At 70.7% G+C, this 11,349-nt stretch carries 8 protein-coding genes and 4 tRNA genes; 8 read left to right on the forward strand and 4 right to left on the reverse strand.

What is annotated here, in order from left to right; all coding sequences use genetic code 11:
* The 3 genes from ACZ60X_RS18100 to ACZ60X_RS18110 all read right to left on the reverse strand — a co-directional run.
* Positions 1-1,977, reverse strand: a 1,977-nt coding sequence (locus ACZ60X_RS18100; RefSeq protein WP_469599351.1) for a DEAD/DEAH box helicase, incomplete at its 3' end; no start/stop codon positions are given.
* A 268-nt stretch (positions 1,978-2,245) separates the two neighbouring features.
* Positions 2,246-2,788 carry a hypothetical protein gene (locus ACZ60X_RS18105; RefSeq protein ID WP_469599353.1) on the reverse strand — a complete coding sequence of 181 codons (543 nt, stop codon included), beginning with the start codon at positions 2,786-2,788 and terminating at the stop codon, positions 2,246-2,248.
* A gap of 140 nt (positions 2,789-2,928) precedes the next feature.
* Positions 2,929-3,279 carry a metallopeptidase family protein gene (locus ACZ60X_RS18110; RefSeq protein WP_469599355.1) on the reverse strand — a complete coding sequence of 117 codons (351 nt, stop codon included), beginning with the start codon at positions 3,277-3,279 and terminating at the stop codon, positions 2,929-2,931.
* 96 nt (positions 3,280-3,375) lie between these two features.
* Between ACZ60X_RS18110 and ACZ60X_RS18115 the strand changes: the two genes are divergently transcribed.
* The 8 genes from ACZ60X_RS18115 (at position 3,376) to ACZ60X_RS18150 (ending at position 10,472) form a co-directional block, all read left to right on the forward strand.
* Positions 3,376-4,998 (forward strand): metallophosphoesterase family protein, encoded by a 1,623-nt coding sequence (locus ACZ60X_RS18115; RefSeq protein WP_469599357.1) that lies wholly within the window; start codon positions 3,376-3,378, stop codon positions 4,996-4,998.
* An 80-nt stretch (positions 4,999-5,078) separates the two neighbouring features.
* A tRNA-Glu gene (locus ACZ60X_RS18120) sits at positions 5,079-5,151 on the forward strand.
* A gap of 38 nt (positions 5,152-5,189) precedes the next feature.
* A tRNA-Asp gene (locus ACZ60X_RS18125) sits at positions 5,190-5,264 on the forward strand.
* A gap of 24 nt (positions 5,265-5,288) precedes the next feature.
* Positions 5,289-5,362, forward strand: a tRNA-Phe gene (locus ACZ60X_RS18130).
* Between the two features lie 66 nt (positions 5,363-5,428).
* Positions 5,429-5,788, forward strand: a complete 360-nt coding sequence (locus ACZ60X_RS18135; protein ID WP_469599359.1) for a hypothetical protein — start codon at positions 5,429-5,431, stop codon at positions 5,786-5,788.
* A 57-nt stretch (positions 5,789-5,845) separates the two neighbouring features.
* Positions 5,846-9,790, forward strand: a complete 3,945-nt coding sequence (gene hrpA, locus ACZ60X_RS18140) for an ATP-dependent RNA helicase HrpA (protein ID WP_469599361.1) — start codon at positions 5,846-5,848, stop codon at positions 9,788-9,790.
* 97 nt (positions 9,791-9,887) lie between these two features.
* A tRNA-Asp gene (locus ACZ60X_RS18145) sits at positions 9,888-9,962 on the forward strand.
* Between the two features lie 264 nt (positions 9,963-10,226).
* Positions 10,227-10,472: a DUF6274 family protein gene (locus tag ACZ60X_RS18150; RefSeq protein WP_469599363.1), complete on the forward strand. Its 246-nt coding sequence runs from the start codon at positions 10,227-10,229 to the stop codon at positions 10,470-10,472.
* 460 nt (positions 10,473-10,932) lie between these two features.
* On the opposite strand, the gene bldC is transcribed toward ACZ60X_RS18150, so the two are convergent.
* Positions 10,933-11,139, reverse strand: coding sequence for a developmental transcriptional regulator BldC (gene bldC, locus ACZ60X_RS18155; protein WP_003949541.1), 207 nt, complete (start codon positions 11,137-11,139; stop codon positions 10,933-10,935).
* Between the last annotated feature and the right edge of the window lie 210 nt (positions 11,140-11,349).

Consider the following 11,349-nt stretch of genomic DNA (forward strand, 5'->3'; position numbering starts at 1 on the left):
TCCGCCACGGTCACGCTCGTTGCGGTCACGGTCGAACGGACGACGCTCGTCCCGACGCTCGAAACCACGGCCACCACGGTCGTCCCGACGCTCGAACCCACGGCCGCCGCGGTCACCGCCACGGTCACGCTCGTTGCGGTCACGGTCGAACGGACGACGCTCGTCCCGACGCTCGAAACCACGGCCACCACGGTCGTCCCGACGCTCGAAACCACGGCCGCCACGGTCACGCTCGTTGCGGTCACGGTCGAACGGACGACGCTCGAAACCACGCTCGCCACGGTCGCGGTCGAACCCACGCTCGCCACGGTCGCGGTCGAAGCCACGGCCGCCCCGCTCGTCGCGGTCCCGGTCGAAGCCGCGCCGCTCCCGGCGCTCGTACGGCGCCGGGGCCGCCGGACGCTCCTCGCGCTCGGCCTGCTGTGCGGCGGCAGCGGCCGCCTCGGCGACCGCCAGTTCCTCCGCCGCCGTCGCCTGGGCCTCGGCCACCGCGGCCTCCGGGTCCTCGCCGCGCTCGCGGGCGACCCGGGCGACCAGCCGGTCGGACTCGTCGCGCAGCTCGGCCGCGCGACGCTGGGCGCGCTCGAGCTGCTTGGCGAGCTGGGCGACCTCGCGCTCGGCCTGCTGCGCGGCGTTGGCCGCGGACTCGGCCTGGACCTCGGTCATGGAGCGGGCGCCGGTGATCTCGGCGACTTCCGGGTCGAAGGCGGCGCCGCCCTGGATGATGTGGCGGGCCGCGTCGACGCCGGCGTCCTCCATGAGGCGGAAGATCTGGCGCCGCTGGTGCGGCAGGGACAGGGAGACGACGGTGCCGGTGCGACCCGCGCGGGCGGTACGGCCGGCGCGGTGCAGGTAGTCCTTGTGGTCGCCGGCCGGGTCCACGTTCAGGACCAGGTCGATGCCGTCGACGTGGATGCCGCGGGCGGCGACGTCGGTGGCGACCAGGACGTTGACGTAGCCGTCCTTGAAGTCGGCCAGGGTGCGGGTGCGGGCGCCCTGGGTCATGCCGCCGTGCAGCGCGTCCGCCTTCACGCCCGCGTCACGCAGCTGCTCGGCGACGCGGTCGGCGCCCAGCTGGGTGCGGACGAAGATGATCGTGCGGCCCTTGCGGGACGCGATCGCGGCGGTGACCGGCGCCTTGTCCTTGGGCTTCACGATGAGGATGTGGTGCGACATGGTCGTCACCGCGCCCTGGGCCGCGTCCACCTCGTGGGAGACGGGCTCGTTCAGGTAGCGGTCGACCAGGGTCTGGATCTCGTTCTCCATCGTGGCGGAGAAGAGCATGCGCTGACCGCCCGCCGGGACCTGGTCGAGCAGCTCGGTGACCTCGGGCAGGAAGCCCAGGTCGGACATCTGGTCGGCCTCGTCCAGGACGGCGATCTGCACGTCCTCCAGCGAGCAGGCGCCGCGGTTGATGATGTCGCGCAGCCGGCCCGGGGTGGCGACGAGGATGTCGACGCCGCGCTCCAGGGCGTAGATCTGGTTGCCCATCGAGGTGCCGCCGCAGACGACCTTCATCTTCAGGCCGAGGACGTCGCCGTACGGCTGGAGGGCATCGGCGACCTGCATGGCCAGCTCACGGGTCGGGGTGAGGATGACCGCGCGGGGCCGCTTCTTCTCGGTGCGGCCGCCGGCCAGCGACGCCAGGGTCGGCAGACCGAAGGAGAGGGTCTTGCCGGAGCCGGTGCGGCCACGGCCGAGGATGTCCTTGCCGACCAGGGCGTCCGGGATGGTCGCGGCCTGGATCGGGAAGGGGGTCGTCACGCCGTTCTGCGCGAGCTTGCGCACGATGCCCTCGGGCAGGCCGAGGTCGGCGAAGGTGATCTCGGGGGTCTTGCTGGTGGTCTGGGGGGTGTCAGCGGCCTCGGGGGCCTCGGTGACCTCGGCCGTCGCGTCGGCGAGTTCCTGGTCGAGCTGGTTGAACTCGTCGAACTCGTTCTCGGACACGACGAACTGGTCAGTACTGGACACGGACATGCGAATGCGAAACCTTCCGGAGTCTCTTCGGCACGCGCCCGTCAACTCCGTGATTCGCTCACGACCGCCTCGATGCGGTCCGCCACGGCAAAGGAGAGTACGCGCCACACGGCGCGCTCTGTAGTGGCGCCGGGCAAATGGGATCAAACGATCTGCCACCATACGCACCTACCACCCCTGAAGGCAAACCGAGCCTCGAAGTCGCAGGTCGGCGGCTACGCAGCCGCTCGGCCGCCCGGGCCCCGCGCAGCTCCGGCCGCTCGTCCGGTCAGGCCGGTACGCCCGCCCTGGGCGCCGGCTCGCGCTGCACCAGCTGCGGGCCGGTCCCCTGGTGCGCGGAGGAGGACGGTTCGGCCGACGGAGGCTCGGAGGTGGCCGCAGGCGGGGTGGAGGCCGGGGGCGGGGGCGGCGCGGAGGCGGCCGGCGGGGTCGGCGGCGCCTGGGTGGGCCCCGGGCCCCCGGGCCCCGTCGTCTTGCCCGGCTTCCCGGCCTTGGCCGGCTTGCCGGGCTGCGAGGGGCTCGCCGACGCGCTGCCGGAGCCGTCGGACGAGGTGGCCGACGCGCCGGGCGACACGCCGGGCGCCGCCTTGCCGCCGTTGCCGTGCTTGCCGTCGCCCGCCGCCTTCCCGCGCTGCCGGCCGTCGAGGCCGTTCACCGGGCCGCCGTCGGGCGCCTCGCCGCCGTGCTGCCCCGCCGAGTGCGAGGGCCGGGCCCGGCCGGCGTCGTCACCCACGTTCACACAGCCGGCCGCGGTGGCGGTGACGGCCAGCACGGTGACGGCGAGCCGGACGGGTACGTACAAGGGGCGCACAGCGGCCACCTCCGGGGCGAGGGAAGGAGTCAACCTCCCCAACTCCCGCCGCCCGCAAGAGGACACGCGCCCCGCGCGCTTCACCGCCGGACCATGGGCCACGGCACCGCGTCACCGCCGGGACCGGACACGCCCCGGCGTCAGCCGTAGCCGAGAGTGTGCAGACGCGAGTCGTCGATGCCGAAGTGGTGGGCGATCTCGTGCACGACCGTCACCTCGGTCTCCGCGACGACGTCCTCGCGTGTCTCGCACATCCTGAGCGTCGGCCCCCGGTAGACCGTGATCCGGTCCGGCAGCACGCCCGCGTACCACTCGCCCCGGTCGGTCAGCGGGGTGCCCTCGTACAGGCCGAGCAGCCCCGGGTCGTCGGCGGGCGGTTCGTCCTCCACGAACACCGCCACGTTGTCCATGAGCCGTGTCAGCTCCGGCGGGATCCGGTCGAGCGCCTCGGCGACCAGTTCCTCGAACTCCTCGCGCGTCATCTCCAGCACAGGGTCATTGTCCGGTACGGCGGCTTGGGGGGAGAGGCCCGTACGACAGCGGTGCGGCGCCGCATATCCGCACCCGGGCATGGGCATACGGGACCAATGGTCCGCGTCTCCGTCGCCGCCCTCCGCACGCTGACGAACCGCGTACGCCCGCGCCCCGCCCGCCTCCGATCCCGCTCCGCTCCCCGTCCCAGGCCGGGCCTCGGGCCGCGCCTGCGGCCCCGCTCGGCGACCGGCCGGCCCCCGGCACCGGAAGCGGCCGCCCGGCCGGGCCGCCCCTGGCTGAGCGCGCTCGGGCTCGGCGCCGTCGTCCTCGCCGGCGCCTGGCTGGGCCTGCTGATCGTCGGCAGCGTACGCACCCCGGTCGGTCCGGTGAACACGACGATGGCGCTGCGCCCCTCGCTCAGCGGCGGCACCAGGATCAACATCTCCCCGCTGGGCGCGCTCACCCTGGACAGCCATGTCGCCCCGGTCCGCCTCGACGTCAACGTCGACCAGCTCGACCCGCCGCGCTCCCAGGCCCTCGTCGACCATCCCGAGCGGATCTCGGGACTGCAGGAGGAGGTCGTCAGGGACGTCGAACACGGCACGCTGGACCTGGCCGTGCGCTCCTGTGTCGCGGTCGTCGCCGGCGCCACCGCCCTCGGCCTCGTCGTCTACCGCCGCCCGCGCCGGGCCCTCGCGGCCGGCGGACTGGCCCTGACGCTGCTCGCCGCCTCGGGCGCGTCGGCGTACGCCACCTGGAACCCGAAGTCGGTGCTGGAGCCGAGGTACTCGGGGCTGCTGTCCTCGGCGCCGTCCGTGGTCGGCACCGCGCGCAGCATCGTCACCGACTTCGACGTCTACCAGAAGGAGCTGGCCCGCCTGGTGACGAACGTGACGAAGCTCTACGACGTCACCTCCACGCTCCCGGCCTACCAGCCGGACCCCTCCACGATCCGGGTCCTGCACGTGTCGGACATCCACCTCAACCCGGCGAGCTGGAAGATCATCGCCTCCCTGGTGGAGCAGTACAAGGTGAACGTGATCGTCGACTCCGGCGACACGATGGACCACGGCATCGCGGCCGAGAACGGCTTCCTGGACCCGGTCAGGGACCTGGGCGTGCCGTACGTCTGGGTGCGCGGCAACCACGACTCCCGGACCACCCAGCGCTATCTGGAGCGCATGAAGAACGTGCACGTCCTGGACGACGGCCGGGCCCAGACGGTCGCGGGGCTGCGCTTCGCGGGCATGGGCGATCCCCAGTTCACCCCGGACCGCGCGGCGGTGCCGGGCGGCGACGCGTCGGAGCAGCTGGCCGGTGACCGGCTGGCCAGCGCCCTGCGCGACCAGAAGGCCCGGCACACCCCGGTCGACGTGGCCGTCGTCCACGAACCGGCGGCGGCCCGCGAGACGGACGGCGAGGTGCCCCTGGTGCTGTGCGGGCACCTGCACCACGAGGGGGACGAGATGCTCCCGTACGGGACCCGGCTGCGGATGGAGGGCTCCACCGGGGGCAGCGGGCTGCGGGCGGTGGAGGGCAAGTACCCGGCCCCCATCGAGGCCTCGATCCTCTACTTCGACCGGGACAGCCGCCGCCTCCAGGCCTGGGACGCGATCAGGCTGGGCGGACTGGGCGAGACGACGGCCGAGGTCAGCCGCCATCTGGCCACCCCGGTCAGGCCCGGCGCCGGCCCCGCCCCCGCCGGCTCGTCCTCGGCTGCCGCCCCCTCGCCGTAAACCGTTTTGGCGATACCCCTCGCCATCCCATATGCTTCTCACGTCCCCGACGCGCTGAGAAGCGCCCAGGCGGGCCGATAGCCCTCATCGTCTAGCGGCCTAGGACGCCGCCCTTTCAAGGCGGTAGCACGGGTTCGAATCCCGTTGGGGGCACGCAAGATCGTGTGCGACACTGTTGCACGCACAAGCTTGGTCCTGTGGAGCAGTTTGGAGTGCTCGCCACCCTGTCAAGGTGGAGGCCGCGGGTTCAAATCCCGTCAGGACCGCTGGTGTTTCACGTGAAACACCGTGGCTGGGTAGCTCAGTTGGTACGAGCGTCCGCCTGAAAAGCGGAAGGTCGCCGGTTCGACCCCGGCCCCAGCCACAGCCAGAAGGCCCCGTTCGTCGAACGGGGCCTTCGTCGTAGCGGGGACCGCGGGGGGACGGGGAGATGAGCCAGGACCAGGTCGCTGCCATAACGGCGGACGCCCAGGTGGAGAAGACCCGGGCACGGTACGGACTGCTCGCGATCGTCGCCAGCAACCTCGCGATCGTCATCGTCGCGATCGTGGGTGTGTGGCGGCTCGACGGGGACAGATCCGTGATCGTCGGCATCCTGACCGCCGCCTTCACCGCCGTGAGCAGCACGACCACGGCCTATCTGGGGATCAAGGCCATCTCCAACACGGCGAAGTCGCTCGCGCAGCAGGCTCAGTCGGCCTCCGCGGCATCGGCCCCCACGACGTCCGTCCCCGCGACCCCGGCTCCTGCGGCACCCACCCCCGCCGCACCGGTCCAGCGCGCCGGCTAGGCAGCGCGGGCAAATCATTCGCGTGATTTTCGGCCGGGATGAGATCCTGGACCGCGTATGTCTACGCATCCCGCCCCCGCCCTCGGCACCCTCGCCCCCCGTCTGACCGAGCTGTCGCTGCGTGACGCGCACCGGCTCGGGCGGCGGCTCGAGGGCGCGCGCAAGATCCGTAAGCCGGAGGCCCGCGCCGCCGTCCTCGCCGAGATCGAGGCGGAGATCGGCAAGGCCGAGGCACGGATCGGTGAACGGCGCGCCCGTGTGCCCGCCGTCACCTACCCCGAACAGCTGCCCGTCAGCCAGAAGAAGGACGAGATCGCGGACGCCATCCGCGATCACCAGGTCGTCATCGTCGCCGGTGAGACCGGCTCCGGAAAGACCACGCAGATCCCCAAGATCTGCATGGAGCTGGGCCGGGGCGTGCGCGGCATGATCGGGCACACCCAGCCCCGTCGTATCGCCGCGCGCACCGTCGCCGAGCGGGTCGCGGAGGAGCTGAAGACGCCCCTCGGCGAGGCCGTCGGCTGGAAGGTCCGCTTCACCGACCAGGTGAACCCGGACGCCACCTTCGTCAAGCTCATGACGGACGGCATCCTGCTCGCCGAGATCCAGACCGACCGCGAGCTGCGCGCCTACGACACGATCATCATCGACGAGGCCCATGAGCGGTCCCTCAACATCGACTTCCTGCTCGGGTACCTGGCCCAGCTGCTGCCGAAGCGGCCGGACCTGAAGGTCGTCATCACCTCCGCCACCATCGACCCCGAGCGCTTCTCACGGCACTTCGGCGACGCCCCGATCGTCGAGGTCAGCGGGCGGACGTATCCGGTCGAGGTGCGCTACCGGCCGCTCCTGGAGGAGGACGCCGAGGACGCCGACCGGGACCAGATCACCGCGATCTGCGACGCCGTCGAGGAGCTGATGGCCGAGGGGCAGGGCGACATCCTCGTCTTCCTCTCCGGCGAGCGCGAGATCCGGGACACCGCGGACGCGCTGGAGAAGAAGAAGTACAGATTCACCGAGGTGCTCCCCCTCTACGCCCGGCTGTCGCACGCCGAGCAGCACCGGGTCTTCCAGCCGCACACCGGGCGCAGGATCGTGCTCGCGACCAACGTCGCCGAGACCTCCCTGACCGTCCCGGGCATCAAGTACGTCATCGACCCCGGCTTCGCCCGGATCAGCCGCTACAGCCACCGCACCAAGGTCCAGCGGCTGCCCATCGAGCCCGTGTCGCAGGCCAGCGCCAACCAGCGCAAGGGCCGCTGCGGCCGTACGTCCGACGGCATCTGCGTCCGCCTCTACAGCGAGGACGACTTCCTAGCCCGCCCGGAGTTCACGGACGCGGAGATCCTGCGGACCAACCTGGCCTCCGTCATCCTGCAGATGACCGCCGCCGGCCTCGGTGACATCGAGAAGTTCCCGTTCATCGACCCGCCGGACCACCGCAACATCCGCGACGGCGTGCAACTGCTGCAGGAGCTGGGCGCGCTCGACCCGGCGCAGAAGGACCCGCGCAAGCGGCTCACCGACACCGGCCGCAAGCTGGCCCAGCTGCCCGTGGACCCGCGTCTGGCCCGCATGGTGCTGGAGGCCGACAAGAACGGCTGCGTCCGCGAGGTCATGGTCATCGCGGCGGCCCTGTCCATCCAGGACCCGCGCGAGCGCCCGGCCGACAAGCAGGCCCAGGCCGACCAGCAGCACGCCCGCTTCAAGGACGAGACCAGCGACTTCCTCGCCTATCTGAACCTGTGGCGGTACGTCCGCGAACAGCAGAGGGAGCGTGGGTCGTCCTCCTTCCGCCGGATGTGCAAGCAGGAGTACCTGAACTTCCTGCGCATCCGCGAGTGGCAGGACATCTACACCCAGCTGCGGACGGTCGCCAAGCAGATGGGCATCCACCTCAACGAGGACGATGCGCCGGGCGACCGCATCCACACCTCCCTCCTCGCCGGCCTGCTGTCCCACATCGGGATGAAGGACGTGAAGGACGGCAACAAGAACGAGTACCTGGGCGCCCGCAGCGCCAAGTTCGCGATCTTCCCGGGCTCGTCGCTGTTCAGGAAGCAGCCGAAGTTCGTGATGTCGGCCGAGCTGGTCGAGACGAGCCGGCTCTGGGCGCGGGTCAACGCCAAGATCGAGCCGGAGTGGGTCGAGCCGCTCGCCGGGCACCTGCTGAAGCGGACGTACAGCGAACCGCACTGGGAGAAGGACCAGGCGGCCGTGATGGCGTACGAGAAGGTCACGCTGTACGGCGTCCCGATCGTCGCCCAGCGGAAGGTCAACTACGGCCGGATCGACCCGGAGGCGAGCCGCGAGCTGTTCATCCGCAACGCGCTCGTGGAGGGCGACTGGCGCACGCACCACAAGTTCTTCGCCGACAACCGCAGACTCCTCAGCGAGGTCGAGGAGTTGGAGAACCGGGCCCGGCGCCGGGACATCGTGGTCGACGACGACACGCTCTACGACTTCTACGACCAGCGCGTGCCCGAGCACGTGGTGTCGGGCGCCCACTTCGACTCCTGGTGGAAGCACAAGCGGCACGAGCAGCCGGACTTCCTGGACTTCGAGCGGGAGATGCTCATCCGGGAGTCGGCGGAGGCGGTCACCAAGGCCGACTATCCGGACTCCTGGCGGCAGGGGCAGCTGAAGTTCCGGGTGACGTACCAGTTCGAGCCGGGTGCGGACGCCGACGGCGTCACGGTCCACATCCCCCTCCAGGTGCTCAACCAGGTCACGGACGAGGGCTTCGACTGGCAGATCCCGGGCCTGCGCGAGGAGGTCGTGACGGAGCTGATCCGCTCCCTGCCCAAGCCCATCCGCCGCAATTACGTCCCCGCCCCGAACTACGCGAAGGCGTTCCTTGAGAAGGCGGTGCCCCTCCAGGAGCCACTGACGCTGACGATGGCGCGCGAGCTGAAGCGGATGGTCGGCGTCCCCTTCGAGGCGGAGGACTTCGACTGGACGAAGGTCCCCGACCACCTGAGGATCACCTTCCGGATCGTCGACGAGCGGCGCCGGAAGCTGGCCGAGGACAAGGATCTTCAGGCGCTGAAGCTCACGCTGAAACCGAAGGCGCGCAAGGCCCTGTCCCAGGCGGCCGCCGCCACGGCCTCCCGGGAGGGCGGCGAGTCCCTGGAGCGCAAGGGCCTGACCGACTGGACGATCGGCACGCTGACCCGGGTCTTCGAGACCCGCCGGGCCGGCCAGCCGGTGAAGGCGTACCCGGCACTGGTGGACGACGGCGACACGGTCTCGGTACGGCTCTTCGACACGGAGGCCGAGCAGACGGAGGCCATGTGGAAGGGCACCCGGCGCCTGATCCTGCGCAACATCCCGGTGAACCCGGCGAAGTTCGCCTCGGAGAAGCTGACGAACGCCCAGAAGCTCGCCCTGTCGGCGAACCCGCACGGCTCGATCCAGGCCCTCTTCGACGACTGCGCGATGGCCGCGGCGGATAAGCTGATCGCGGACTTCGGCGGGCCGGTGTGGGACGAGGAGTCGTACCGGAAGCTGTACGACAAGGTCCGCGCCGAGATCGTGGACACGACGGTCCGCACGGTGGCCCAGGTGCAGCAGGTCCTCGCGGCGTGGCAGGCCGCTGAACGCCGTCTGAAGGCCGTGCGGAGCCCGGCGCTGCTGGCGAACCTGACGGACGTCCGCGGACAGCTGGACGCCCTCGTGAAGCCGGGCTTCGTGACGTGGGCCGGGATACGCCGGCTGCCGGACCTGATGCGCTACCTGGTGGCCGTGGACCGGCGCCTGCAGCAGATGCCGACGAACGTCCAGCGGGACACCACCCGCATGGAGAAGGTCCACGAGATGCGGGACGAGTACGCCTGGCTCCTGGAACAGCTCCCGAAGGGCCGCCCCGTCCCCCAGGCCGTCCTGGACATCCGCTGGATGCTGGAGGAGCTGAGGGTCAGCTATTTCGCGCACGCCCTCGGCACCGCGTACCCGATCTCCGACAAGCGGATCGTGAAGGCGATCGACGCGGCCGTGCCGTGATCGAGCGCGTACAGGGAGTGAGTTCGACCAGGCGGCCCCACCTCCTGTACAGTCTCATCTCGCAGCGCAAAGCACGGAGCCAAGCGCCGCGAGACCTGGTCCTGTGGAGCAGTTTGGAGTGCTCGCCACCCTGTCAAGGTGGAGGCCGCGGGTTCAAATCCCGTCAGGACCGCATCGAAGAAGGGCCCGCATCCCAGCAGGGATGCGGGCCCTTCGGCGTACCCGCCACCACAGCAGCCACCCCAGCGCCGCAGGCGCCGCGCCCGCGCGCATGGAGCAGCCGCGCCCAGGGAAGGCGGGCGCGGTCCCGTGCGGCGGTCGGCCGGGCCTCGCCAGGGCGGGCCGGTGGGGGCGGCTGCATCCCTTGACGGCGTCACATTCCGTCTGTACCCAGAAGACAGGGCCTGCCGTGCGGCAGGGCCTGTGGAGGTGGCGTATGGGGGCAACGGCCCGGCATGAGACACGGGCGCTGTTGAGGGCGCATCTGGCGGCCGCCTCGTCCTACCGGCACCTCACCCGCCACTGTCCCGTCTGCCATCACCTCCTGCGGCTGGCGATGGACGCCGGGCCGCGAGCGCGGGAGACGGACGAGGAGGAGGACGACGTCGTCGACGGCGCCGACGGCGTGGAGGGCGGGGACTGCCCGCACGGGGTCCCGGACCGTAGCAGCCGGCTCGGGTGAGCGACGCCGACTCCAACGCCCCATCTCCCGTGGGACGCTGGGACATGACGTTCCATTAGCGCACACATGCCGTCGGCAACAACCACCCGCGCATGTGACGGGAGTCACCGCATGAGTTTTTGAAAGAGCGGTACTTACCCACGCCCTACAACAGGTCAATTTAATATGTGCAATTGCACCTACCCCAGAGGCCACGCACAGCCGATCCGACAGCCCTCCCCAGAGTCCGACAAGGCCGCTCACAGAAGCGCCCCCGAGGTCCGACCAGCGCACAAAAAAGATCGCGCTGGACCCGGCGGAGTCCAGCGCGATCCACGACGCACCCTGTGTCGCTGCCGACAACGGTCTGTCCGGCTTGGGCGTGGGTCCTGTTGGGGCAGGTCCCGCGTCGGTTGGAGCTAGCGTCCCGGGCTTCCCGGCATGTTGGGGGACCTGCCGTTTCGCCCGGTTATGCGGTTGTTCAGGCCTCGCTGCGCTGCTGCGGGATGCCCGCGAGCAGAGCGCGGACCTCGGCCTCGCGGTAGCGGCGATGCCCGCCGAGCGTGCGAATCGAAGTGAGCTTGCCGGCCTTCGCCCACCGCGTGACCGTCTTGGGGTCGACACGGAACATGGTGGCGACCTCAGCCGGGGTCAGCAGCGGCTCGGCATCAGGGGTGCGAGCGGTCATGAGCGGCCTCCTCGGGAGAACCGAACCTTCTCGGTTCTTTCCTCTAAATTCTGCACCTTGACCCGCGTTGCCCGAAATGGCGGACGCGAGTCGAGTCGGTTATAGGACGAACGGCTTGTCCTCGGCACTACAACTACACCATCTGTCCAGCCGCGTCGGCCAAACCGATGGAATTGCCCTCCCAGGTGTTCATCAGCGACGGAAGCCGAT

The sequence above is a fragment of the Streptomyces sp. NPDC104106 genome, assembly GCF_055584345.1.

What these genes read in the sequence shown, in the direction of transcription:
- hrpA (WP_469599361.1), top strand. Translation starts at nt 5,846, where the DNA reads ATGTCTACGCATCCCGCCCCCGCCCTCGGCACCCTCGCCCCCCGTCTG.
- ACZ60X_RS18150 (WP_469599363.1), top strand. Translation starts at nt 10,227, where the DNA reads ATGGGGGCAACGGCCCGGCATGAGACACGGGCGCTGTTGAGGGCGCAT.
- ACZ60X_RS18135 (WP_469599359.1), top strand. Translation starts at nt 5,429, where the DNA reads ATGAGCCAGGACCAGGTCGCTGCCATAACGGCGGACGCCCAGGTGGAG.
- bldC (WP_003949541.1), bottom strand. Translation starts at nt 11,139, where the DNA reads ATGACCGCTCGCACCCCTGATGCCGAGCCGCTGCTGACCCCGGCTGAG.
- ACZ60X_RS18115 (WP_469599357.1), top strand. Translation starts at nt 3,376, where the DNA reads ATGGTCCGCGTCTCCGTCGCCGCCCTCCGCACGCTGACGAACCGCGTA.